Source organism: Saccharothrix obliqua, from assembly GCF_019375475.1.
In the GTDB taxonomy this organism is placed as follows: Bacteria; Actinomycetota; Actinomycetes; order Mycobacteriales; family Pseudonocardiaceae; genus Actinosynnema; species Actinosynnema obliqua.
This window is the reverse complement of the sequence record NZ_JAHXGQ010000013.1, coordinates 35,346-59,484: the sequence shown is the minus strand read 5'-3', so window position 1 is coordinate 59,484 and position 24,139 is coordinate 35,346. Positions and strand designations below refer to the sequence as shown.

Genomic DNA, 24,139 nt, shown 5'->3' with positions numbered 1-24,139 from the left:
CGGCCGGGTGTTACGGGGGTCCGGGGTGCGGGAAGGCGGTCGGTGTCCAGGTTGAGGGGGCCGTAGCCTGTACGGGTGCAAGACCCGATAGCGCCCGAGGACGGGTTCGTCACCGGAGAGCCGGACGCGCCTGTCGAGTCCACTGTGGACTGGGGCGCGCTGCCGGAGCCGTTGCGTGCCCGGTTGGCGGAGTTGAGCGCCGATGCCCTGGGTGACCTGGCCAAAGTCGATGTTCCGCAACCGCTGCGGGCGGTCGCGCGGTTCGCGCCCACCAAGCGCGCGCGGCTGGGTGCCGGGCCGCTGCTGGCCGGGTTGCGCGCGTCCGCCAACTTCCGCGCGGCCGTGGTGGAGTGGTTGGAGCGGAACCGGCCGGCGGCGTTGGAGGTGACCTCCCCCGACCCCGTGGCGGCCGGCGCGGCGGCGATCCTCCAGGGCGACGAGGTCGCGCACCACTTCGTGGAGCTGGTGGCGCGGCGCGCCGCCGAGGCCGCGTTGCGGGTGGAGCGGGACACCGCGGTGCAGCGGGCCGAGCGCGACGCCGCGGAGCTGGAGCGGCTGCGGGCGGAGCGGGCCGAGTCGAGTGGGGTCGCGGACCGGATCCGGGAAGAGGCCGAGGTCGAGCTGGAGCGGCTGCGCAAGCGGTTGCGGGAGCAGGGCGTGCGGCTGCGGGAGGCCAAGGACCGGGCCGAGGCCGCACGGGCCGAGGCCGACCGGGTGCGGGCCGAGGCGGAGGCGGAGGTCCGCCGGATCACCGCCGAGCGCGACCGCGAGCGGGAACGGGCCGAGCACGAACGCGCCAAGGCGCAGCGGGCCGAGGCCGACGCCGAGGTGGCGCGCCAGTCCGCCAAGGAGGCCCGGCAGGCCGACGAGGTGCGGTTGGCGCTGCTGGTGGACACGCTCGACGGCGCGGTCAACGGGCTGCGCCGGGAACTGGCGCTGGGCGGCGCGGGCCCGCGGCCCGCGGACCTGGTGCGCGGGGCCAGCGCGGCGCAGGGCGCGGTCGGCCGGGTGGAGGACCCGGCGGCGCTGGACCGGTTGCTGGCGCTGCCCGCCGTGCACCTGATCGTGGACGGCTACAACGTCACCAAGACCGGCTACCCCGAGCTGTCGCTGTCCGACCAGCGGGACCGGCTGACGCACCAGCTCGCCGTGCTGGCGGCCCGCACGGGCGCGGAGGTGACGCTGGTGTTCGACGGCGCGGGCGTGGTGGCCGTGCCGACCAGCGGACCGCGCGGGGTGCGGGTGTTGTTCAGCGATCCCGGCGTGCTGGCCGACGACGTGATCCGGGCACTGGTGACGGCGGAGCCGGAAGGCCGTCCGGTGGTCGTGGTGACGTCCGATCGGGCGGTCGCCGATTCCGTCCGACGGCGGGGCGCGCACCCCGTGCCGTCGGCGGTGCTGCTCGCCCGGCTGGGGCGGGTGTGACCCGCGTCGTGTTTTTCACACCACGTCCGGTCACCGTCCGAGGTCACGGGTGGGCTGTTCGAGGATCGTTGTCAACCTGAAAGGTTTTAGGGCACTCGTGGGTGGACGTGGGGGCTCACCTTTCGTAACCTAGCCGAGATCTCGCGGGGGCAGTCGTCCACCCTGGACGGCGACGCGGGTTCACCGCCGAATCGGCCTGTCGGGGTGCCGAGCCGGAACGAGCAACAAGCCAAGGTCTGTCGGGCAGGTGCGCGTGCGCACGCCCGGCCGGTAGGCGGTCCAGACGTTAGGAGTACACGCGACTGTGGCGTCGCAACGACTCAAGCGCGGCGTGCGCGGGGCGATCGCGGCCACGGCGGTGGCCGCCGCAGCGGTGACGATCACGCCGGTTACCGCTGGAGCGCAGCCCAACACGAGTTCCGATGCGCTGAAGAGGTACAACGAGCTGGCCGAGCAGGCCACCAAGCTCAACGAGGAACTCCTCCGCGCCGAAGAGCAGCGGGACAAGAACCAGGGCCTGCTCGACCAGGCCAACGCCGACCTCGCCCAGGCGACCCAGGCGGGCGACCAGGCGAAGCAGGACGAAGAGGCGTTCCGCGGCCAGGTCGACAAGCTGACCGAGGCGTCGTTCGAGGGCGCGCGGTTCAACCAGCTGTCCGCACTGCTGGTCAGCGACTCGCAGCAGGACTTCCTCAACCGCATGACGGCGCTCGGCGTGCTGGCCGCCGACAACGAGGAGGCCCTCGACAAGCTCTCCGGCGCGGTCAACGCGGCCGAGTCGGCCCGCACGTCGGCCAAGGACGCACAGGGTCGCGCCCAGCAGGCCGCCGACGAGGCCAACAAGATCGCCGAGGACGTCAAGAAGCGCCAGGACGAGCTGAACGGGCAGATCGACGAGGTCCGTCAGCAGCTCAACCGGCTCAACACCAGTGACCGCGCCGCCCTGTCCGACAAGGGCGACATGTCCGACATCTCGGTGCCGTCGGGCACCGCGGGCGCGGCCTTGGAGTACGCGCTCCAACAGCGCGGCAAGATGTACCGGTACGGCGCGACCGGCCCCGACACGTACGACTGCTCGGGTCTGACCATGTCGTCCTACCGGGCGGCGGGCGTGGGCATCCCGCGCACCAGCCAGGGTCAGGCGGGCGCGGGCCGTGCCGTGTCGCGCGGCGAGGTCCGCGCGGGCGACCTGATCATCTACAACGGCGGCAACCACGTCGGCATGGCCGTGGACAACGCGAACGTCGTGCACGCGTCCACGGACGGCGTGCCGGTGAAGATCGTGCCGCTGGAAGCACCCGGCTCCATCTACGCGATGCGCCGCATCGAGGGCTGAGCCGCGGTCGGCCGGGCCACCACGACGGGAGTTCCCGGCGGGTGGCCCGGCCGACTACGTTCCGAACGCGTGAACCGCACCCGGGTCCTGTTGGCGCTGCTGCTCGCCGCGACGTTCGCGGGCGGGCTGGCCTTGGCGGTGCCCGCCGACCCGCCGGCGGACACCGACGACACCCGCGCGCACGCGGTGCGCGAACTGCTGGACCGGCGGGCCGGGGCGGTGCTGGCCCGCGACGAGGCCGCGTTCACCGCCGACCTCGACCCCGCTGCCGACCCGGCGTTCCGGCAGCGGCAGCGCGACCTGTTCCACAACCTGGCCGCCGTGCCGCTCGCCGGGTGGGAGTACCGGGTCGACCCGACCGGGACGGCCGTGCCCGATCCCCCTGACGCCGACGACGCGTGGGCGCCCGGCCTGTCCCTCGCCTACCGGCTGCGGGACGTGGACGTCGTGCCGTCCGTGCAGCCGATGGCCTACCTGTTCACCCGGCGCGGCGACCGCTGGTACCTCAACTCCGACACCGCCCTGGAAGCCGCGGGCAGGCACACGTGGCGTGGGCCGTGGGACTTCGGGCCGTGCCACGTGCTGACCGGCGCGAGCGGTTTCGTGCTGAGCCACCCCGGCGGCGAAGCGCTGGCGGCACGCGTGCTCGCCGAGCTGGACCCGGCCGTCGCCGCCGTCACGGAGGTGTGGGGACCGGCGTGGTCGCGGCGGGTGGCGGTGCTCGTCCCGGCGGGCACGGCGGAGGTGCGCGCCCTCGTCGGGCCCGCTTTCGCGGACAGCGCCATCGCCGGCGTCGCCGTGGCGGACGGGGTGGACCACGCCACCCGCACCGCGCGCGGGCAGCGGGTGGTGGTGAACCCGGCGAGCGCGGAAGCCCTGTCGCCGCTCGCTTTGCGCGTGCTGCTGCGGCACGAGATCACCCATGTCGCGGCACGCGGCGAAACGGCGGACGGCGCGCCGATGTGGTTGCTGGAGGGCTTCGCCGACTACGTCGGGTTCCGCGGCGACGACGTGCCGCCGAGCCTGGCCGCGCCCGCGCTGGCCGCGCGGGTGCGCACCGCGCCGCCCGGGGGGCTGCCCGCCGACGACCGCTTCCGGGGCGCGGACCTGGACCTGGCCTACCAGGAGGCGTGGTCGTTCACCCGGTACCTGGCGCAGCGGTTCGGCGAGCCGGCGCTGGTCGGCGCGTACCGGCGGATCGCGGGCGCGGGCCGGGTCGACGACGCCCGGCTGGCCGCGCTGGTGCGTGCGGAGACCGGCGTCGAACTGGCCGAACTGGTGCGGGACTGGCGGGAATCCCTCCCCGCGGCGTTCCCGTAACGTGATGCGGGTGCGTCGGACCCTCCTGGTGACCAATGACTTCCCACCGCGACCGGGAGGCATCCAGTCCTACTTGCACGCACTCGCCACGAGGTTGCCGGAGCTGGTCGTGTACGCGCCCGCCTGGGAGTCGCCGTCCGGGTCGCACCCCGAGTTCGACGCCGCCCAGCCGTTCGAGGTGGTGCGGCACCCCGGCACGCTGATGCTGCCCACGCCGGACGTGCGGCGGCGGGCCGCGGAGATCATGCGCGCCAACCGCTGTGAAGCCGTGTGGTTCGGCGCGGCGGCGCCGCTGGCGTTGCTCGCGCCGCGGTTGCGGGACGCCGGCGCGCAACGCGTGGTGGCGTGCACGCACGGGCACGAGGTGGGTTGGTCGATGGTGCCCGGCGCACGGCGGTCGTTGCGCGCCATCGGGTCCTCAGTGGACGTCGTCACGTTCGTCAGCCGCTACACGCGTTCCCGGTTCGCCGCGGCGTTCGGCCCGATGGCGGCGTTGGAGCACCTGCCGTCCGGAGTGGACACCGACGTGTTCTCGCCCGACGAGTCGGCCCGCGCCGAGGTCCGCGCCCGCTACGGCCTGGGCGACCGGCCCGTCGTGGTGTGCGTGTCCCGGCTCGTGCCGCGCAAGGGGCAGGACGTCCTGGTGCGCGCGCTGCCCGAGATCCGGCGGCACGCCCCCGGCGCGGCGCTGCTGCTGGTCGGCGGCGGGCCGTACCGGGACGCGTTGGCGCGGACCGCGGCCGAGGCGGGCGTCGCCGACCACGTCGTGTTCACCGGCTCCGTGCCGTGGGCGGAGCTGCCCGCCCACTACAACGCGGGCGACGTGTTCGCCATGCCGTGCCGGACCCGGGGCCGCGGCCTGGACGTGGAAGGGCTCGGCATCGTCTACCTGGAGGCGTCCGCGACCGGCCTGCCGGTGGTGGCGGGCCGTTCCGGCGGCGCGCCGGAGACCGTGCGCGACGGCGTCACCGGCGTCGTCGTGGACGGCCGCGCCGTCGCGACCGTCGCCACCGAGGTCGGTCGGCTGCTCGCGGACCGCGCCCGCGCCGCCGAGATGGGGCGCGCCGGCCGGGAGTGGGTGTCGCGCGACTGGCGCTGGGACGACCTCGCCGCCCGCCTCGCCACGCTCATCGGCTGAACCTCACCCCGCGCGGTGCCCCGTGCGGACCTGGAGTTCACGTGCCCGCTCGGTCTCCACCGCCGCGCCCTCGTGGTCGCCCAGCGCACGCAGCACCAGCACCATCTCCGCGCGTGCCGCGCACTCCACGAGGCGCAGCCCGTGCCGGGAGGTCAGCGCCACCGCCTGCGCCGCCAGCGCCCGCGCCTCCACCGGCTCGCCACGCAACCGCCGCACACCCGCCAACCCCACCAGCGCCTTCGCCTCGCCGAACCGGAAGCCGATCCGGCGCGCCTTGGTCAACGCCTGCTGGAACTGCTCGTCCGCCGCGGCCAGGTGACCCAGCCCCCGGTTCGCGGCGGCCATCACCACCAGCACGCTCGTCGTGACCCGCTGGTCGCCGTCGTCACGCAGCTCGGCCAGCGCCTGGTCGGCCAGCTCCAGCGCCGCCACGTGCTCGCCCAGGTCCAGCCGCACCGCGGCCGTCGCCTCCAGCGCCCGCGCCGTCGACGCCCGGTTGCCCGCCTCGCGGCTCATCCGCAACGCCTCCGCCAACCGCTCCAGCGCCCGCCGCGGCTCGCCCATCAGCTGCGCGGTCATCCCCAGCAGCACGCGTGCCCCGATCTCCGCGGCCCGCTGGCCGTGCGCCGTGCTCACCGCCAGCGCCTCACCGAGCAGGTCCTCCGCCTCCGCCAGCTCGCCCGCGTCGATCGCCAGCACGCCCAGCCCGGTCAGCACGCCCACCTCGCCCGACCGGGGTTCACCCGACTCGCGCTTGAGCGCCAGGCACGTCTCCAGGTCGTTGCGCGCGCCCGCGAGGTCGCCCGCGTCCAGCCGGACCAGGCCCAACGCGCCCCGGACACCCGCCTCCGCGGCCAGGTCGCCCGACGCCCGGTGCAGCTCCACCGCCCGCGTGTAGTTCGCGACCGAGGTCTCGAAATCACCCAGCCGCCAGTGCAGCGTGCCGAGGTTCTGCCGCATCGCCGCCTCACCCGCCCGGTCCCGCTGGCCGTGTGCCGCGTCCAGGCCGTACCGGGCGGCGGTCAGCCACTCCGTCACGTGCTTGCCCAGCCACAGGTAGCCGCGCAAGCCGTCGGCGAGCCGCCACGACAGCTCCGCCGGCCCGTGCTCGGCCGCCGACCGGATCGCCGCCGTCAGGTTCGCCCGCTCCGCGTCCAGCCACGCCCTCGCCTGCGCGGGCGTCTCCAACCGCGGCAGCCGCACGTCCTCGCCGTCGCTCGGCGGCAACCGCATCAGGTCCGGGTACAGCAGCTCCGCGCAGAGGTCCACCGCGCGCACGTAGAACTTCAACAGCCGGACCCGCGCCCGCGCCGTGTCACCCGCGACCCCGGCCGCGTACTCGGCCAGCACGTCGTGGAACGAGTACCGCCCGCCGTGGTGGCGCAGCAGCCGCGCCGCCGCGAGCTGCGCCAGCAACACCGCCGCCGACGACACCGGCAGACCCGCCGCGTTCGCCGCCGCCTCCGCCGTGAAATCAGGCCCCGGCGCCGCGCTGAGCAGGCCGAACAACCGCCGCGCGGCCGGCGGCAACGCCTCGTGCGCCAGGTCCAGCGTGCGCCGGTCGCCCAACCGCTCCAGGTAGCGGGCCACCGAGCCACCACCCACCGCCGCCGCCGCGACCACCAGCGCCAGCGGCAGCCGGCCGCACCGCCGCGCCAGCTCCTCCGCCGCCGGACCCGTGCGGCCCAGCAGCTCCAGCGACTCCGCCACCGACAGCACGTCCAGGTCCACGCGCCGCGCGCCGTCAACCGCGATCAGCCCGCGCAGGTCGTCGCGGCTGGTCACCAGCACCGGGCAGCCCGCCGTGCCCGGCAGCAGCGGGCGCACCTGGTCCGGCGCGGCGGCGTTGTCCAGCACCAGCAGCATCCGGCGGCCCGCCAGCAGCGACCGGAACAACGTGCTTTGCTCGTCGTGGTCCACCGGGATCTGCTCCGGCGGCACGCCCAGCGCGCGCAGGAAGCGCGTCAGCACCTCCCCGACGTCCAACGCCGGCCCACGCGCGTAACCACGCAGGTCGACGAACAGCCGCCCGTCCGGGAAGCGGTGCCGCAGCCGGTGCGCCAACCGCACCGCCAACGCCGTCTTGCCCACCCCCGGTGGACCCGACAACACCACGATCGGCACCGCCGTGCCCGTCTCGTCCGGTGCGACCAGCCGCGTCACGCGCTCGGCCACGTCCACCCGGCCCACGAACCCCGGCACGTCCGGCGGCAACTGGTCCGGCACGTCCGGGTCCGCGTGCTCGGCGGGCGCGGCCAGCGCCGGGTCGCCCACCAGGATCGCCTGGTGCAGCCGCCGCAGCTCCGGTCCGGGCTCGATGCCGAGCTGCTCGTCCAGCACCCGGTCCACCCGCCGGAACGCCTCCAGCGCCTCCGCCTGCCTGCTGCCCCGGTACAGGGCCACCATGAGCTGCGCCCAGAACCGCTCCCGCAGCGGGTGGTCCGCGGTCAACCCGCGCAGCACCGGCACCAACCGCTCGTGGTTGCCCAGCGCCAGCTCGACCTCGTTGCGCTCCTCGTGCGCCACCATCAGCCGCTCGGTCAGCCGGGGCACCTCGTCGTGGCGCAGCACCTCCGACGGCACGTCCGCCAGCGCCGGACCACGCCACAACGCCAACGCCTCCGCGTACCGCTCGGCGGCGTGAGGCAGATCACCCCGCTGCACCGCCTGCCGCGCGAGCCCCGCCGACTCGGCGAACCGGTGCACGTCGACCTGCTCCGGCGCCACCACCAACCGGTAGCCGTCCGAGGTGGTGCGGATTAGCGAAGGGTCGCCGAGCAACTGCCGCAACCGCATCACGTACGTCTGCAACGTGCCGCGGGTCCGGGCGGGCGGGTGATCGCCCCACAGGAAGGCGACCAGCTCGTTCACCGGCACGACCCGGCCCGCACGCAGGGCCAACGCCGCCAGCAGCGCCCGGTGCTTGCCCGCGCGCACCGGCACCGGGCGGCCCTCGATCCGCACCTCCAGGGGGCCGAGCAAACCGAACAGCGGCCCCGATCCCATCCTCAATCCCCTCGGCCGAACACCCGACGACCCACAGCCTAAGCCGCCCGCTGACGGCGCGAGTCACCGCCGCGTCAGCGATACGACAGCGCGCTCCGGCACTCTTGGGACGTCCCGCTCGGGGGAGCCGGGACCCGGAACTTCTCGAATCCGCGCCAGCGGATAACGATCACTGGGGGTCGAGTGGCCCGCACCGGCACCGGTGCGGGCCACTCGTCTGTGTTGGATTGCCGCGGCTCCGCCGCGGCGGGCGAGGGCGCTGGGAAGTCGGTGGTTCGCCCCTGATTTCTCCGCGATCGAAAAGCGTGATCGCGGAGAAATGAGGGACGAACCACCGACGCGTCCTCGCCGACTGGGGGAACCGTGCCGTAGCCGAAGGGGCGGGGCTGGGGGGGCTAGCGGGTGTAGATGGCCTCGATGTCGGTCTTGTAGGTGGTCGCCACGACGGCGCGGCGGAGTTTGAGGCTGGGGGTCATCTCGCCGCCGGCCTCGGTGAAGTCGACCGGCAGGATGCGGAACTTCTTGATCGCCTCCGCCTTCGAGACCGCCTGGTTGGCCTCGTCCACGGCGGCCTGGATGGTGGCGCGCAGGGTTTCGTCGCCGACCATGTCCGCGACCGTCGCGTCGGCGGACTTGCCGTTCTGCTCCTTCCAGGCCGGGAAGAACTCCGGGTCGATGGTGATCAGCGCGCCGATGAACGGCTGCGCGTCGCCGACGACCATGCACTGGCTGATCAGCGGGTGGGCGCGCAGGCGGTCCTCCAGGACGGCGGGCGAGACGTTCTTGCCGCCGGCGGTGACGATGATCTCCTTCTTGCGCCCGGTGATGCGCAGGAAGCCGTCGTCGTCGAGTTCGCCCAGGTCACCGGTGTGGAACCAGCCGTCCTCCAGGGCCTCCGCGGTGGCCTCCGCGTTGTTCCAGTAGGCGCGGAACACCACGTCGCCCTTGATCAGCACCTCGCCGTCCTCGTCGATCCGCACCGACGTGCCCGCGATCGGCTTGCCCACCGTGCCCACGCGGAACGCGGTGTCGGTGTTCACGCACGCCGCCGCGCTGGTCTCGGTCAGGCCGTAGCCCTCCAGCACCGGCACGCCGACGCCCCGGAAGAAGTGCGCCAGCCGCTCCCCGAGCGGCGCGCCGCCGGACACCGCCGCGATGCACCGGCCGCCCAGCGCGGCCTGGAGCTTGGAGTACACGAGCTTGCCGAACACGGCGTGCTTGATCCGCAGTCCCAGGCCGACGCCGCCCGCGTCCAGCGCCTGGCTGTACGCCACGGCGGTCGCCTCGGCGGCGTCGAAGATCTTGCCCTTGCCGGCGGCGTGCGCCTTCTGCTTCGCGCCGTTGTAGACCTTCTCGAACACGCGCGGCACGGCCACCACGAACGTCGGCCGGAACGACTGGAGGTCGTCGACCAGGTTCCGCACGTCCGGCGTGTGCCCGAGCGTGACCCGCGTGTACACGCCGCACAGGGCGATGGCGCGGGCCAGGATGTGCGCCAGCGGCAGGAACACCAGCAGGCCGTTGCCCGCCTGCATGAGCTGCGGGAACGCCGCCACGTCGGAACGCACCTCGGCCAGCAGGTTGCGGTGGGTCAACTCGCAGCCCTTGGGGCGGCCGGTGGTGCCGGAGGTGTAGACGATGGTGGCGGTGTCGTCCGCGCCGACCCGGCCGCGCCGCTCGCGGGCGTCGTCGTCGGACACCTCCGCGCCGAGCGCCGTCAACTCGTCGATCGCGCCCGCCGCGTCACCGGTCGGACCCTCGATCCGCCACACGTGCGCGACCTCCGGCAGGCCGGGCACGATGGTGTCGACCGCCTCCTCGTGCGCGGCGGTCTCCACGAAGATCGCCTTCGCCGCCGAGTCGGCCAGGATCCACTCGACCTGCTCGGGCGACGACGTCTCGTAGATCGGCACCGTCACCGCGCCCGCGTACCAGATGGCGAAGTCCAGCAGCGTCCACTCGTACCGGGTCTTGGACATCAGGCCCACCCGGTCGCCCACGCCGATGCCGGCGGCGATCATGCCCTTGGCCACCGCGAGCACCTGCGCGGCGAAATCGCGGGCGGTCACGTCCACCCACGTGCCGTCGACGCGTCGTCGGAAGCTGACGGCGTTGCCGAAGCGCTCCGCGTTCGCCTGCACCATGTCGGTGAGGTTCTCGTCGGCAGCCACAGCAGCGGTGGCGGGGACGCTGAACTCGCGCACGTCAACCTCCGGACGGTTGTTTATTACCGGTGGGGAAACTTAGCCTGTGATTCCGGCGATACACCAGGCCGGTGGGGTGTTCCGTGACCGTGTCGTGGCACTCTTCCCACCCGTGCCGAGCGTGGACGTCGTCGACGAGACCTTTCTGGCCGTTCCTCCCGAAGTGGTGGCCGCCGCTTTCGCGACGCCCGGGTCGTGGGCCGCGTACTGGCCCGACCTCATCTTGGACGTCTACCTCGACCGCGGTGCGCAGGGGTTGCGCTGGACGGTCGCGGGCGCGTTGGTCGGAACGATGGAGGTGTGGTTGGAACCCGTGCTCGACGGCACGTTGCTGCACTACTTCCTGCGTGCCGACCCACGTGGTGACACCTCGCCCAAGCGCCTGCGCCAGGAGGTCCGCCGTCGCCAGCTCGCCGCCAAACGGGTGTCGCTGGGCCTGAAGATGACCTTGGAAGCGGGCCGGCCGCCGGGCGTTCCCCCAGCACTGCCGTAGATTCCCGGGTGTGCGGGTTCACGTCGTCTCGGATGTCCACGGCAACGCCGAAGCCCTCGCCCGCGCGGGCGACGGCGCGGACGCACTGGTGGTCCTGGGTGACCTGGTCGACTTCGTCGACTACTACGACCACGGCAAGGGCATCCTCGGCCGGGTGTTCGGCGCGGAGAAGGTCGGGGTGTTCGCGCGGATGCGGCGCGAGCGGATGAGCGCGGAGACCGCCCGCTACGTCCGCGCCCTCTGGGACAGCCTGGACGACGCCGCGGCCGTGGTCCGCGAGGCCGTGCTGGAGCAGTACGCGGAGCTGTTCTCCGCGATGAGCGCACCCACCTACGCGACGCCCGGCAACGTGGACAGCCCCGAGCTGTGGCCGCGGTTCGCCCACGACGGCGTGCACGTCCTGGACGGCGCGTCGACGGTGATCGGCGGCCTGCGGTTCGGGTTCGTCGGCGGCGCGCTGCTGTCCAAGGGCTTCGTGCGGCGGCCGAACGCGCCCTGGTACCCCTACCTGCGCACGGAGGAGGAGTTCGGCGCGGCCCTGGCGGGGCTGGGCGAGGTGGACGTGCTGTGCACCCACGTGCCGCCCGCGGTGGCCGAGCTGACCTACGACGTGGTGGCGCGGCGGCCCGAGTTGGGTTCCACGTCGTTGCTGAAGGTGATCGAGCGCGATCGGCCGCGCTGGTCGCTGTTCGGGCACGTGCACCAGCCGATGGCACGGCGCGTGCGCATCGGCTGGACCGAGTGCGTGAACGTGGGTCACTTCCAGCGCAGCGGCACGCCCCACGTGTTGCGCTGGTGAACCCGACCACCGGGTAGCCTCCCCGGCATGGCCGACCAGTCCACCCAGTCCATCACGATCGACGCGGCGCCTTCGAGGATCGTGGCGGTGATCGCCGACTTCGCCGCGTACCCCGACTGGGCCAACGGGGTGAAGCGGACCGAGGTGCTGGAGACCGGGGCGGACGGCTACGCGGCGCAGGTCAAGTTCAACATCGACCAGGGACCCATCAAGGACGAGTACGTCCTCGCCTACGACGAGTGGTCCGCCGAGCGGATCTCGTGGCACCTGGTCAAAGGGCAGATGCAGAAGTTCCAGGAGGGCAGCTACGTGCTCACCGCGCGGGGCGGCTCGACCGAGGTGACCTACACGCTGTCCGTGCAGCTCGTGGTGCCGATGATCGGCCTGTTCCGCCGCAAAGCCGAGAAGATGATCATGGATACGGCGTTGAAGGAGCTGAAGCGCCGCGTGGAAAGCGCTGGATGAGCGCGCGACTGCTGCTGTTCACCGGCAAGGGCGGGGTCGGCAAGACCACCCTCGCCGCCGCCACGGCGGTCGCGCTCGCCGCCGGTGGGCGCAAGACCCTGGTCGTGTCCACCGACCCGGCGCACTCGCTCGGCGACGCGCTGGGCGTGCCGCTCGGCCCGGCGCCCGTGGAGGTCGACGGCGGCCCGCACGCCGCCCAGGTCGACCCCCGTGCCCTGGTCGACGCGTCGTGGCACGACCTGCGCGGCCACCTGCGGACCGTGCTCGCGGGCGCGGGCGTGGACGAGCTGGCCGCCGAGGAGCTGACCGTGCTGCCCGGCGTGGAGGAGCTGCTGGCGCTCGGCGAGGTGCGGCGGTTCGCCGCGACCGGTCCGTGGGACGTGGTCGTGGTCGACTGCGGGCCGACCGCCGAGACGCTGCGCCTGCTCGCCCTGCCCGAGGCGCTCGCCTCCTACCTGGAACGGCTGTTCCCGACGCACCGGCGCGTGGTGCGCGGCCTGCTCGCGAGCCTCGCGGGCAGCAGGTCCCCGGAGAGCTGGGACGCCACCGCCGACGCGCTGGGTCGGCTCGCGGAGCACCTGGCGCAGTTGCGCGACCTGCTCACCGCGGACACCACCGGCGTGCGGCTGGTGCTCACGCCCGAGCGGGTCGTCGCCGCCGAGACCCGGCGCACCGCGACGGCGCTGGCCCTCCAGGGCGTCCGGCTCGACGGCGTCGTGGTCAACCGGCTGGTGCCGCACCCCGGCGACGGGACCGGCCCGGCCGCCGACTGGCTGCGCACGCGTCGCGCCGAGCAGGAGGCCGTGCTGGCCGAGCTGGACCTGGGCGAGGTGCGCACCGCCGAGCACCGCGCGGGCGAACCGGTCGGCCTGCCCGCGTTGCTGGAGCTGGCGGGCGGCCTCTACGGGGGAGCGGACCCGCTGGCCGGCACCGGCGTGGCGGGAGCGGCGCTCGACGTGGCGCGCGTCGGTGACGAGTACGAGCTGCGGCTGACCCTGGCGCTGGGTGACGCCGAACCCGCCCTGGCGCGGGTCGGCGACGACCTGGTGGTGACCGTCGACGGGCGGCGCAAGCTGATCACCCTGCCGTCGCTGCTGCGGCGGTGCGTGGTGGTGGGCGCGGAACTGGACGACACCGGGTTGGCGGTGCGCTTCCGCCCCGACCCCGACCTGTGGATGCGGTGAGGCACGTGGACGCGAAGCTCGCGGAGGAACTGCGCCTCCTGCTCGACGCCGCCGCCGAGCGCGCGCAGCCGTGGCTGAACCGGCTCAGCGAGAACGACCACGACCCCGGGACCTGCGGCTGGTGCCCGCTGTGCAACGCGGTGGCCCTGGCCCGAGGTGACCGGTCGGAACTCGCGGCACGCGCGGCCGAGCACGTCACGGGCCTGATCGCCGTGCTGCGGGAAGCCCTGACCGACCCGCCACGCGCCGCCGGGACGTCACCGGCACCGGAGCCGGCCGCCGCGCGACCGGCCACCGCGGAGCCGGCCGCCACCGAGGAGCCGCCGCCACCACGCGTGGAGCACATCCCGGTGGTCCGGCGGCGGTCCTAGTGCTGACCATCGGCGTCGACGTCGGCGGCACCAGCGTGCGCGCGGGTGTGGTGGACGCCGACGGCGCGGTCCTGGACACCGCCCGCGCCGCCACCCCGTCCGGCGAGGAGGCGTTGGAGGAGGCTGTCGCCGCCGCCGTGGGCGAACTGGCGTCCCGCCACACCGTGAGCGCCGTCGGGTTGGCCGTGGCGGGTTTCGTCGCGCCGGACCGGCGGACCGTCCGGTTCGCGCCCCACCTGGCGTGGCGGCAGGCGACGGTGGCCGAACGCGTCACGCGGCGCGTCGGGCTGCCGGTCGTGCTGGAGCACGACGCCAACGCGGCGGCCCTGGCCGAACACCGCTTCGGCGCGGCCAGGGGAGCGGGCGTCGCGGTCCTGGTCGCCATCGGCACCGGCATCGGCGGGGCGTTGCTGGTGGACGGCGAGGTGTTCCGCGGTGCGCACGGCGTCGCGCCCGAACTGGGCCACCTGCGCCTGGTCCCCGACGGCCGCCCCTGCCCGTGCGGCAAGAACGGCTGCTGGGAGCGCTATTGCAGCGGCACGGCCCTCACCACGACCGCCGTCGAACTGCTGGCCCGCCATCCCGGCGTCTCGACCCCCATGGCCCGCGAAGCCCTGCGCGACTCCCGAGCCCTCACCGGCCGCCGAATAGCCGCCGCGGCCCGCGACGGCGACCCCCTGGCCCGCCGCGCGATGTCCGACCTGGCCCGCTGGCTGGGCGAGGGCCTGGCCCTCGTGGCGGACGTCTACGACCCGGAGATCGTGGTGATCGGCGGCGGCGTCTCCGAATCCGCGCCGTTGTTCCTGGACGAGGCCCGCGAACGCTACGCCGCCGCGGTGACCGGTGCGGGCCACCGCCCCCTGTCCCGCATCCGCACCGCCCAACTGGGCGACGACGCGGGCATCGTCGGCGCCGCCACCCTGGCCCGAGACCTGACGGGCGTCGCCCCGACATCGCGAGCAGCCCCGTAGACCGCCTCGGGAGAGCCGCTCGTCAGGGCACCGCTCGTCAGGACACCGCTCGCCAGGACACCGCTGGTCAGAGGACCGCGCCGTCGTCCCACCCGGAGTCCGGGGGCGGGCCGTTGCGGATGCGCAGGATCAGCCAGCCGACGCCCGCGCAGAGCACGATGAGGGCCAGCGGGGTGCCGAGCCGCGACTCCAGGCCGAACAGCCCCGGGAACAGCAGCACCACCAGGCCGAGCACGATCAGCAGCAGGGCCGCGATGGTGCCGGGCCGCAGCGCGGGCAGCGGCGGGGGCTCCGGGGGGATGAAGTGGTCGTCCGGGTCGTCGTCGGGTTCGTCGTCCGGGGTCCGGTCGGCGGCCGTCGCGGTCGAGCGGCCACCGGGGCGGCCGGCGGGCTCGGCCTCCTGCTCGTCGGGCTCGTCGTCGGGCAACGACTTGCCGACGCCTTCGCGTTCCAGACCGGCCACGATCTCCGCGAAGGTCGCGTCCACGTCCTCCGGACCGTCCGTCGAGTCGCGTCGGGAGTTCATCGGCGTGCTCCAGCCCTCCGGTCGTGAAGGCGAACCCTCTGCCACACTCAATCGTCGCACGACGCCGTTGTGTTGCGGATTACGGCGTCGGTGGGACTTGCGACCGTACCGCGCGAACGCGGGACTTCGTTGTGCCTGGTGCGGTCCGCTCCGTAGGCTGACCCGCCGGGGACCAAGCACGTCGAGGAGGCGCTCCCAGCGGTGCTGTACTGGCTGATGAAACACATCTTTCTCGGGCCGCTCCTGAAGCTGTTCTTCCGACCCCGGATCATCGAGGGCGCGGAGAACATCCCCAAGGAGGGCGGCGCGATCCTGGCCTCCAACCACCTCGCGGTCTCCGACTCGTTCTTCCTGCCGCTGAAGCTGTCCCGCCGGGTCACGTTCCCGGCCAAGATCGAATACTTCACCGGCAAGGGCTTCAAGGGCGCGTTCCAGCGCTGGTTCTTCGCGGGCGTCGGACAGGTGCCGATCGACCGCTCCTCGGCGTCCGCCGCGCAGGCCGCGCTGGACACGGGCGTGCGGATCGTCCGCGAGGGCAAGCTGCTCGGCATCTACCCCGAGGGCACCCGTTCGCCCGACGGCCGCCTGTACAAGGGCAAGGTCGGCGTCGCGTGGATCGCGCTGGAGTCGGGCGCGCCGGTCATCCCGGTGGCCATGTTCGGCACCGACAAGGCCAACCCCATCGGCTCCAAGATGTGGCGCCCGCACCCGATCCGGATCAAGATCGGCAAGCCGCTGGACTTCTCCAGGTACGCGGGGTTGTCCGGCGACCGGTTCGTGCTGCGGTCGATCACCGACGAGATCATGTACGCCCTGATGGAGCTGTCCGGCCAGGAGTACGTCGACGTGTACGCGGCCAAGGCCAAGGAGGTCAAGCCCGAGGCCGGGAAGCCCGACGCCGGCGACGCGGACCGCCTGCCCGGCACGAAGGCGGGCTGAACCGCACCTTAAGCTTGGCGCGGTGCGGTTCTTCTACGACTGTGAGTTCATCGAGGACGGGGTGACGATCGACCTCGTCTCCATTGGAGTGGTCGACGAGGAAGGCCGCGAGTTCTACGCCGTGTCGACCGAGTTCGACCCGGAGAAGGCAGGCCCCTGGGTCCGCGCCAACGTGCTCAACCAGCTCCCGCCGCCCGCCGACGGCGCGTGGCGCAGCCGCGAGCGCATCCGCGAGGACCTGCTCGACTTCCTCGGCGGCCCCAAGGCGAACCGGGACGACATCGAGCTGTGGGCGTGGTTCGCCGCCTACGACCACGTGGCGCTCGCCCAGCTGTGGGGACCGATGCCCGCGATGCCCCGCTGCCTGCCCCGCTTCACGCGTGACCTGCGGCAGCGCTGGGAGGACGTGGGCAAGCCCCGCCTCCCCTCGCCGCCGGCCGACGCCCACGACGCGCTCGCCGACGCCCGCCACAACCTGGCCCGGTGGAAGGTGATCGAGGCCGAGCGCAGGCGCCGCGGGTTCGCCGTCCGCTAGGTGGACTGGGCCCTTGCTGCACCGATCCAGGTCGTGACAGTCTTGGGTGACCCGCGACACGAAGAGATGGGCTAAGCAGATGCGTATTGGTGTGCTCACCGGCGGTGGTGACTGCCCCGGGCTGAACGCGGTGATCCGCGCCGTGGTCCGCAAGGGCATCGAGGCGCACAACTGGGAAGTCGTGGGCTTCCGCAACGGTTGGCAGGGCCCGGTCGAGGGGCTGACCAAGCCGATCGGCCTCGCGGACGTCGAGGACATCCTCACCAGGGGCGGCACGATCCTCGGCTCGTCGCGCACCAACCCGTACAAGCTGGACGGCGGCGTCGACAAGATCCGCAAGGTGCTGGCGGACGAGGGCGTGGACGCCCTGATCGCCATCGGCGGCGAGGACACCCTGGGCGTCGCGAAGCGCCTCACCGACGACGGCATCGGCGTCGTCGGCGTGCCGAAGACCATCGACAACGACCTGGGCGCCACGGACTACACGTTCGGCTTCGACACGGCGGTCCACATCGCCACCGAGGCCATCGACCGCCTGCGCACCACGGCCGAGTCCCACCACCGCGCGCTGGTGGTCGAGGTCATGGGCCGGCACGCGGGCTGGATCGCGCTGCACTCCGGCCTGGCCGGTGGTGCGAACGTGATCCTCGTGCCGGAGCGGCCGTTCAGCGTCGAGCAGGTCGTCGAGTGGGTGGAGCGGCGGTTCGAGCGGCAGTACGCGCCGATCATCGTCGTCGCCGAGGGCGCCGTCCCCGAGGGCGGTGCCGAGGTGCTGCACTCCGGTGAGAAGGACGCGTTCGGCCACGTCCGCCTGGGCGGCGTCGGCACGTGGCTCGCCGAGGAGATCGCCGAGCGCACCGGCAAGGAGTCGCGCGCGGTCGTGCTGGGCCACGTCCAGCGCGGCGGCATCCCGACCGCCTACGACCGCGTCCTCGCCACCCGCTTCGGGTTGCACGCGGTGGACGCCGTCGCCGAGGGCGACTTCGGCGTCATGGTCGCCCTGCGCGGCACGGACATCGTGCGCGTGAAGCTCTCGGAGGCGACCGCCGAGCTGAAGACCGTCCCGCTGGAGCGCTACGCCGAGGCCCAGGTCTTCTTCGGCTGAGCCACACCGGTCGGGCCGGGCTTGGTCGAACGGCCCGGGAACGGCAGCCGCCGGCACCCGGCATTGGCCACCGGCACCGACCGCGACAGGAAGTGCGAGGGCGCTTCCGGACGGACCCTCGAACCGTCCGGGAGCGCCCTCGCCGTGTTCTCACGCCGGGAGCCGGGCTCCGTGGAGGAGCGGGCGGCTGGGGCCGAGCGGAGGAGCGGTTGGCTCGCGAGCGGCTGGCTCGGCGCTGCGGATGCCCGGTGGCGGATGCCCGGTGGCGGATGCCCGGTGGTGGGTGCCCGGTGGTGGGTGCCCGGTGGTGGGTGCCCGGTGGTGGGTGCCCGGTGGCGAGCGGCCAGGGGCGATTGCCCGGCGGCGGGCTGGCCGGCGCGGGGCCGGGTGCGGGGCGGGGCCGGGTGCGGGCCGGGTGGGCATGAGCCGGACTGGCCGGGCGCGGGCCGAGCCGGCGGGCTGCGGCTGAGTCGGCGGGGCGCGCCTGAGCGGGCTGGCGCGGGCTGAGTGGGCGCGGGCTGAGTGGGTGCGGGCTGAGCGGGCTGGGCGCGGGCCGAGTGGGGTGCGCGCTGGGCTGGGCGCTACCGAGCGGCTGGGGTGGGTGGGCTTGCGTGCGGCCGGGTGGGGTGGTTCGTGGTGCTGTTGGCCGGGCTCCCGATGGTCTGCTCGGCGGCGAGCATGACTCACAACATATAACCCGCCCCCGTCTCGCACTCCGGACCGCATACCCTTAACACGTGAACTGGACCGTGGACGTGCCCGTGGACACGCTTCCCGAGCTTCCGCCCCTCCCGCCTGAGCTACGCGCGCGCCTGGACGACGCGCTGGGCCGCCCAGCCGCCCAGCAGCCGGAATGGCCGGACTCCGAGCAGGTGCGGCGCGTGCGCGCCGTGCTCGAAAGCGTTCCGCCCATCACCGTGCCCGCCGAGATCGACCGGCTGCGTGACAACCTCGCCGAAGTCGCGCGCGGCGAGGCGTTTCTCCTCCAGGGCGGCGACTGCGCCGAGACGTTTGCGGACAACACCGAGCCCCACATCCGGGCGAACGTGCGCACGCTGCTCCAGATGGCGGTCGTGCTGACCTACGGCGCGAGCCTGCCCGTCGTGAAGATCGGTCGCATCGCGGGCCAGTACGCCAAGCCGCGGTCGTCCAACATCGACGCCCTCGGCCTGCCGTCCTACCGGGGTGACATCGTCAACTCGCTGGTCACCACGCCCGAGGCACGTATCCCGGACCCCTCGCGGATGATCCGGGCGTACGCGAACGCGGGTGCCGCGATGAACCTGCTGCGGGCGATGACCACGGCGGGCATGGCCGACCTGCACCGGTTGCACGAGTGGAACAAGGACTTCGTCCGCACCTCGCCCGCCGGTGAGCGGTACGAGGCGCTGGCCGCGGAGATCGACCGGGGCCTGCGGTTCATGTCGGCGTGCGGTGTCGACGACACCTCCCTTCACACGACGGAGATCTTCGCCTCCCACGAGGCGCTTCTGCTGGACTACGAGCGTGCGTTGCTCCGCCTGGACGCCAACAGCGACCAGCCGAAGCTGTACGACCTGTCGTCGCACTTCCTGTGGATCGGCGAGCGCACCCGGCAGCTCGACGGCGCGCACATCGCGTTCGCCGAACTGCTCGCCAACCCGATCGGCCTCAAGATCGGCCCGACCACCACCCCGGAGCTGGCGGTCGAGTACGTCGAGCGGCTGGACCCGTACAACCAGCCCGGCCGGCTGACCCTGATCAGCCGCATGGGCAACGGCAAGGTGCGCGACGTGCTGCCCGCGATCGTGGAGAAGGTCACCGCGTCCGGTCACCAGGTCATCTGGCAGTGCGACCCGATGCACGGCAACACCCACGAGTCGTCCACCGGGTACAAGACCCGGCACTTCGACCGGATCGTGGACGAGGTGCAGGGCTTCTTCGAGGTGCACCGCCGGCTCGGCACGCACCCCGGTGGCATCCACATCGAGCTGACGGGTGAGGACGTCACCGAGTGCCTGGGCGGCGCGCAGGAGATCTCGGACACCGACCTGGCCGGCCGGTACGAGACCGCTTGCGACCCGCGGCTCAACACCCAGCAGTCGCTGGAACTCGCCTTCCTCGTCGCGGAGATGCTTCGCAGCTGAGGACGCTTATGGCCCGCCCGTGGTGGCGGCGAGCACGTCTGGAGTGCGCCCCGGTGGTCTTGGACCGCCGGGGCGCAGTCGTTTCCGGACCTCGCGATGGGGTGGGGTGGCGCTTGCTCGCAGGTGCCGCGGCAGCCGAGGCCGAGGGACGGGGGCCGAGGGACGGGGGCCGAGGGCCGAGGTGGAGACCAGGCGAAGGCTGCTGGAGGCGGCTGGAGCTGACTGGAGGTGGCTCCGGAGGCGGGAGGCCGGGGCTGTGACCGGGATGCTGCGACCTGAGGTGCTGCGACCTGGGGCGAAGCCAGGGGAGCGGGGCCAGGAGAGCGGGTCGGAAAGCGGGCCGGGGGAGCGGAGCCAGAGGGAGCGAGGTCGGGGTTGCGGCCGAGCTGTGTGGGGCTGGTGGGGCTAGGTCGAGGGTGTTGCGGACGGTGGAGCGGGCCGGAGGTGCTGGGCGCGGTTCGGGCCGAAGGGGCGGTGTCGGAGGAGTCGGGGCGGAGGAGCGCGGCCGGGTGCTGTGATCGGAGGTGGGTGGCTGGGGAGCCTCGGGTCCTCCGGCGGGCGCGCGCCGGGATGTCGTTGGACCCGAGGCTCCCAGGTGCTCTGATGCTGAGTGCTCGGGTGCTGAGTGCTCGGGTGCTGAGTGCTCCGGTGCTGGGTGGTCTGGTGGCGAGCGCTCCGGTGCAGGTGGGAGCGGTGTGCGGTGAACGTGATCTCGAACATGCACCAACCATAAATCGAACAAGTGTTCGAGTCGAGGTCCCGACACGATCGTGTAGCCGGGACCCCTCGTTCGAGAATCAGACGGCGATGAGAGTGATCTTCGTGCCCTTCGGCACGCGCTCACCACCCCTGATCGACTGATTGATCACGGTCGCTTTGTCGCGGTTGTTGAGCTGGACCTCGACCTGGAGCCCGGCGCGCTCCAAGGTCTGCTTGGCCTCCTTGAGGCGCTTGCCCTCGACGTTGGGCACGGTCACGCCGCGGTCCTCCGCGATGATCACCGTGACGCGCTTGTCCGCGCCGAGCGCGGTGCCCGCCGCCGGGTTCGTGCGCACCACCCGTCCGCCCTCGACCTCGCCGGACGGCTCCTGCGGACCCTCGATCGGGTCGAAGCCGGCCGCCGACAGCTCCGCGAAAGCCTCCTCCTTGGTCTTGCCCTTGACGTTCGGCACCGGTTTCGGCTGCACGCCCTTGCTGAGCACGATGGTCACCGTGCTGCCGATGTTCACGGCGGTACCCGGAGCGGGCTTCAGGGTCACCACCTTGCCCTTCGGCACGCGGTCGCTGAACGCGTCGTCCGCCTCGTTCAGCTGCGGCTTGAGGCCGACGCCCGCCAGCTCCTGCTCCGCCACGGACACGTCGACCCCGGGCTGCACCTGCGGCACCACGGGCTTGCCCCGCGACACCACGATCCGCACCAGGTCGCCCTTGGTGGCCTGCACACCGGCCGCCGGGTCGGTCCGCAGCACCTGGCCGGACGGCACGGTGTCGCTGTTCTCCGTCGTCACCGCGGACTTGAGGGACGCGTCCTCGACGATCACGGCGGCGGCGTCCTGCTCCTTGCCCACGACGTCGGGCACGGACGTCATCCGGCCGATGGCCATCCACCAGGTCGTCACGCCGATGATGACCGCCGCGACGACCACGACGCTGATCCAGACGATGAGCTGCTTCTTGCTCCTCGCCCGCATCTCCTCGTAGAGCTGCTCGGGCGTCTTCTTCTTCGGCGGTCGCCGGGGGCGCACGGGCCGCGGTCGCGGCGTCCCCGCGGCGGGGGACGGCATGGGCTCGGCGAGTAAATCGCGCGGTATGGCCTGGGTGCCCCGCGGCCCTGTGGTCGGTCTGCGAACCGGCACGGTGGCCTCCGTGAACGCCGCCCCGACGCCCACCGGCTGCACGCGCTCCGTCTGCGGCTCCAGCGTGGCGGTCTCCTCCGCCGCGGACGGGGCGGGCGCCACTACGGGCACGTCGACCGCGGCCATGCCGAGCTGGGCGCGCGTCGTCTCGACCTCGGACAGGAACGCCTCGGCGTCCGCCGGCCGCAGGAACGGCTCCTTGCGCGTCGCGCGGCGCACCAGCTCGGCCACCTCGGCGGGCACGCCGGGCACCGGGGGCACCTCGTCGTTGACGTGCCGGTAGGCCACCGAGATGGCCGTCTCGCCCACGAACGGCGGCGTGCCGGTCAACATCTCGTACAGCAGCACGCCGGCCGAGTAGACGTCGCTGCGGGCGTCGGCCGAACCGCTGGCGACCTGTTCCGGCGACAGGTAGGCGACCGTGCCGAGGATCGTGGTGTCGCTGGTGATGCCGGGCGTGGCCACCGCGCGCGCCAACCCGAAGTCGGCGACCTTCACCGCGCCGCCACGCCCGATGAGCACGTTCTCCGGCTTCACGTCCCGGTGCACGAGCCCGGCCTTGTGCGCGGCGGCCAGCGGGGACAGCACCCGCTCCAGCACGGTCAGCGCCAGCGCCACGTCCAGCTTGCCCCGGGAGTTGAGCAGGTCGCGCAGCGTGCCGCCCTCGACCAGCTCCATCACCAGGTACACGCGGTCCTCGTCCACGCCCTGGTCGTGCACCGCCACGACACCGGGGTGGTGCAGCCCGGCCGCGGCACGTGCTTCGCGCTCGAACCGCGCCACGAACTGCGGGTCGGAGGAGAACTGCGGGTCCATGACCTTGATCGCGACCGGGCGCTCCAGGCGCGTGTCGACACCCCGGTACACGGTGGACATGCCACCACGTGCCACGAGGGCGCCCACTCGGTACCGTTGCTCCAGCAACCCGCCGATCACGTTCGTCACCGACCTCTCCACAGCCGAGGATCGTACGGTGGGGCGAAGACGGTCCGTGCGCCGCAGCATCGCGAGCCGCACGTGGGATTCGCGGCGAACTCCCGTGGTACGGGGGGTGTACGGGGACCGACCCGCGGGTGTATCCCGACCACCCGGTTGGCGCAGGGCATTGCTCCCGGCGTTGTGGCATCGTGACGCACGTGAGTGCGATTCCTGCCGCTGCGGATGTGCTGGCTCCCGACCTGGAGGTCCTGGACCTGCCCGAGGTCGCCGAGCGTCTTGGTTTGCCGGTCAACCGTGTCCACCAGTTGCTGCGCGACGGCCAGCTCCTCGCCGAGCGCCGCAACGGTGTCCTCGTCGTCCCCGCCCAGTTCCTCGCCGCCGGAGGCGTGGTGAAGGGGCTGCCCGGCACCATCACGGTGCTGCGCGACTCCGGCTACTCGACCGATGAGATCCTGCGCTGGCTGTTCACCGAGGACGAAACGCTGCCGGGCACGCCGATCGAGGCGTTGCGCGGCGACCGCGGTCGCGAGGTGAAGCGGCGCGCCCAGGCGATGGGCTTCTGACGACCACTGTCGTCCGGGCGGCGCCAAGTGAGCCGCCCGGACACCACACGGCTGGTCAGCGCCCCGACCAGACCGGGCAGCGCCACCGCGACCCGCCGCGCGCCCGGCACCGCGACCCGCTTGTCCAGCACGTGGTGGTCGGCGGCGGCGATGCCGTCCAGGATCTCCCGGTAGAGCGTGAGCGCCGTTCGCACGCACGGCCGCGCCACCGGCTGGAGCAGCGCGATCCCGTCTTCCGCCGTCCGGTACACGGAGTGCGTCACGGCTGTGATGTGCCTCACGGCCGCACTGATACGGCGGTCTGGCCGGCCCGTGTGCCGGGACCACGTCAACAGGTCCCGATCGACCCCGTAGACGTCCAGGACGTCCCGTGGCAGGTACACGCGGCCACGGTCGAGGTCTTCACCCACGTCCCGTAGGAAGTTCGTGAGCTGGAACGCCCGGCCGAGCGCCGCGGCGGCCGGTTCGGCGTGCGCACGGGGCGCGATGGTGCCGAACACCGGCAGCAGTTGCAGCCCGATGACGGCCGCCGACCCGTGCATGTACCGGTCGAGTTCGGCGAACGACGCGTACTCCGTCACGTCCAGGTCCATGCGCATGGACGTGAGGAAGTCGCTGAACAGCACGGGGTCGATGCGGTAACGCCGGGCGGTGTCCGCGAGCGCGGCCAGCACCGGGTGCCCCGTGGGCCGCCCGGCGAGTTCGTCGGCGAGCTGCCCCTCCAGCACGTCCAGCTCGCCCGCGGGATCGCCGGACGTGCCGCTGTCCACGATCTCGTCCGCCCAGCGCGCGAACCCGTACAGCGCGTGCACGGCGGGCCGCTGGACGGGTGGCAGCA

19 protein-coding genes and 1 pseudogene are annotated in these 24,139 nt (G+C 73.2%); 15 read left to right on the top strand and 5 right to left on the bottom strand.

Annotated elements, in window-relative coordinates:
• Nucleotides 1–75: 75 nt before the first annotated feature.
• The 4 genes from KZQ38_RS31190 (at nucleotide 76) to KZQ38_RS31175 (ending at nucleotide 5,219) form a co-directional block, all read left to right on the top strand.
• Nucleotides 76–1,425 (top strand): NYN domain-containing protein, encoded by a 1,350-nt coding sequence (locus KZQ38_RS31190; RefSeq protein WP_372452308.1) that lies wholly within the window; start codon nucleotides 76–78, stop codon nucleotides 1,423–1,425.
• A 304-nt stretch (nucleotides 1,426–1,729) separates the two neighbouring features.
• On the top strand, nucleotides 1,730–2,761 hold the full coding sequence (locus tag KZQ38_RS37340) for a C40 family peptidase (RefSeq protein WP_219447228.1): 1,032 nt from the start codon (nucleotides 1,730–1,732) through the stop codon (nucleotides 2,759–2,761).
• Nucleotides 2,762–2,830: 69 nt separating this feature from the next.
• The gene (locus KZQ38_RS31180; protein ID WP_219447226.1) at nucleotides 2,831–4,081 is read left to right on the top strand and encodes a basic secretory protein-like protein; all 1,251 of its coding nucleotides are present in this window, start codon (nucleotides 2,831–2,833) and stop codon (nucleotides 4,079–4,081) included.
• 10 nt (nucleotides 4,082–4,091) lie between these two features.
• Entirely contained in the window at nucleotides 4,092–5,219 is a 1,128-nt protein-coding gene (locus KZQ38_RS31175) for a glycosyltransferase family 4 protein (protein ID WP_219447224.1), read from the top strand.
• Nucleotides 5,220–5,222: 3 nt separating this feature from the next.
• Here KZQ38_RS31175 and KZQ38_RS31170 read toward each other — a convergent pair whose 3' ends face one another.
• Complete coding sequence (locus tag KZQ38_RS31170; RefSeq protein WP_219447223.1) at nucleotides 5,223–8,225, bottom strand: AfsR/SARP family transcriptional regulator; 3,003 nt, start codon at nucleotides 8,223–8,225, stop codon at nucleotides 5,223–5,225.
• A gap of 395 nt (nucleotides 8,226–8,620) precedes the next feature.
• Entirely contained in the window at nucleotides 8,621–10,429 is a 1,809-nt protein-coding gene (locus KZQ38_RS31165) for an AMP-dependent synthetase/ligase (protein ID WP_219447221.1), read from the bottom strand.
• A gap of 112 nt (nucleotides 10,430–10,541) precedes the next feature.
• Here KZQ38_RS31165 and KZQ38_RS31160 point away from each other — a divergent pair, with 112 nt between their 5' ends.
• The 6 genes from KZQ38_RS31160 to KZQ38_RS31135 are packed head-to-tail and all read left to right on the top strand — an operon-like array spanning nucleotide 10,542 to nucleotide 14,712.
• On the top strand, nucleotides 10,542–10,922 hold the full coding sequence (locus tag KZQ38_RS31160) for a polyketide cyclase / dehydrase and lipid transport (protein ID WP_219447218.1): 381 nt from the start codon (nucleotides 10,542–10,544) through the stop codon (nucleotides 10,920–10,922).
• Nucleotides 10,923–10,932: 10 nt separating this feature from the next.
• Nucleotides 10,933–11,721 carry a metallophosphoesterase family protein gene (locus KZQ38_RS31155; protein WP_219447216.1) on the top strand — a complete coding sequence of 263 codons (789 nt, stop codon included), beginning with the start codon at nucleotides 10,933–10,935 and terminating at the stop codon, nucleotides 11,719–11,721.
• A 27-nt stretch (nucleotides 11,722–11,748) separates the two neighbouring features.
• Nucleotides 11,749–12,186 (top strand): SRPBCC family protein, encoded by a 438-nt coding sequence (locus KZQ38_RS31150; protein ID WP_219447214.1) that lies wholly within the window; start codon nucleotides 11,749–11,751, stop codon nucleotides 12,184–12,186.
• Nucleotides 12,183–13,370: an ArsA family ATPase gene (locus KZQ38_RS31145; protein WP_219447212.1), complete on the top strand. Its 1,188-nt coding sequence runs from the start codon at nucleotides 12,183–12,185 to the stop codon at nucleotides 13,368–13,370. Before KZQ38_RS31150 ends, KZQ38_RS31145 begins: the two co-directional genes overlap by 4 nt.
• A gap of 5 nt (nucleotides 13,371–13,375) precedes the next feature.
• Entirely contained in the window at nucleotides 13,376–13,741 is a 366-nt protein-coding gene (locus tag KZQ38_RS31140) for a hypothetical protein (protein ID WP_219447210.1), read from the top strand.
• Nucleotides 13,741–14,712: an ROK family glucokinase gene (locus KZQ38_RS31135; RefSeq protein ID WP_219447208.1), complete on the top strand. Its 972-nt coding sequence runs from the start codon at nucleotides 13,741–13,743 to the stop codon at nucleotides 14,710–14,712. Before KZQ38_RS31140 ends, KZQ38_RS31135 begins: the two co-directional genes overlap by 1 nt.
• A 67-nt stretch (nucleotides 14,713–14,779) precedes the next feature.
• On the opposite strand, the gene KZQ38_RS31130 is transcribed toward KZQ38_RS31135, so the two are convergent.
• The gene (locus tag KZQ38_RS31130) at nucleotides 14,780–15,238 is read right to left on the bottom strand and encodes a hypothetical protein (RefSeq protein WP_219447206.1); all 459 of its coding nucleotides are present in this window, start codon (nucleotides 15,236–15,238) and stop codon (nucleotides 14,780–14,782) included.
• A gap of 201 nt (nucleotides 15,239–15,439) precedes the next feature.
• Here KZQ38_RS31130 and KZQ38_RS31125 point away from each other — a divergent pair, with 201 nt between their 5' ends.
• The 4 genes from KZQ38_RS31125 to KZQ38_RS31110 all read left to right on the top strand — a co-directional run bounded on the left by KZQ38_RS31125 (nucleotide 15,440) and on the right by KZQ38_RS31110 (nucleotide 19,943).
• Entirely contained in the window at nucleotides 15,440–16,177 is a 738-nt protein-coding gene (locus tag KZQ38_RS31125; RefSeq protein WP_219447204.1) for a lysophospholipid acyltransferase family protein, read from the top strand.
• Nucleotides 16,178–16,199: 22 nt separating this feature from the next.
• A complete protein-coding gene (locus tag KZQ38_RS31120) occupies nucleotides 16,200–16,712 on the top strand; it encodes a polyadenylate-specific 3'-exoribonuclease AS (RefSeq protein WP_219447202.1) in 513 nt (170 codons plus the stop codon).
• A 79-nt stretch (nucleotides 16,713–16,791) separates the two neighbouring features.
• The gene (locus KZQ38_RS31115) at nucleotides 16,792–17,817 is read left to right on the top strand and encodes a 6-phosphofructokinase (RefSeq protein ID WP_219447201.1); all 1,026 of its coding nucleotides are present in this window, start codon (nucleotides 16,792–16,794) and stop codon (nucleotides 17,815–17,817) included.
• Nucleotides 17,818–18,554: 737 nt separating this feature from the next.
• Entirely contained in the window at nucleotides 18,555–19,943 is a 1,389-nt protein-coding gene (locus KZQ38_RS31110) for a class II 3-deoxy-7-phosphoheptulonate synthase (RefSeq protein WP_219447199.1), read from the top strand.
• 797 nt (nucleotides 19,944–20,740) lie between these two features.
• Here the strand turns inward: KZQ38_RS31110 and pknB are convergent.
• Complete coding sequence (gene pknB / locus KZQ38_RS31105) at nucleotides 20,741–22,744, bottom strand: Stk1 family PASTA domain-containing Ser/Thr kinase (RefSeq protein ID WP_308258682.1); 2,004 nt, start codon at nucleotides 22,742–22,744, stop codon at nucleotides 20,741–20,743.
• A gap of 191 nt (nucleotides 22,745–22,935) precedes the next feature.
• Between pknB and KZQ38_RS31100 the strand changes: the two genes are divergently transcribed.
• A complete protein-coding gene (locus KZQ38_RS31100) occupies nucleotides 22,936–23,301 on the top strand; it encodes an Rv2175c family DNA-binding protein (protein ID WP_219447195.1) in 366 nt (121 codons plus the stop codon).
• Nucleotides 23,302–23,462: 161 nt separating this feature from the next.
• Here KZQ38_RS31100 and KZQ38_RS31095 read toward each other — a convergent pair.
• Nucleotides 23,463–24,113, bottom strand: a pseudogene (locus KZQ38_RS31095) (phytoene/squalene synthase family protein); the annotation flags it as partial.
• Nucleotides 24,114–24,139 lie beyond the last annotated feature (26 nt).

Bases quoted from the DNA above. Each gene is read 5' to 3' on its own strand.
- KZQ38_RS31170 (WP_219447223.1), bottom strand. From the start codon at position 8,225: ATGGGATCGGGGCCGCTGTTCGGTTTGCTCGGCCCCCTGGAGGTGCGG.
- KZQ38_RS31150 (WP_219447214.1), top strand. From the start codon at position 11,749: ATGGCCGACCAGTCCACCCAGTCCATCACGATCGACGCGGCGCCTTCG.
- KZQ38_RS31145 (WP_219447212.1), top strand. From the start codon at position 12,183: ATGAGCGCGCGACTGCTGCTGTTCACCGGCAAGGGCGGGGTCGGCAAG.
- KZQ38_RS31130 (WP_219447206.1), bottom strand. From the start codon at position 15,238: ATGAACTCCCGACGCGACTCGACGGACGGTCCGGAGGACGTGGACGCG.
- KZQ38_RS31115 (WP_219447201.1), top strand. From the start codon at position 16,792: ATGCGTATTGGTGTGCTCACCGGCGGTGGTGACTGCCCCGGGCTGAAC.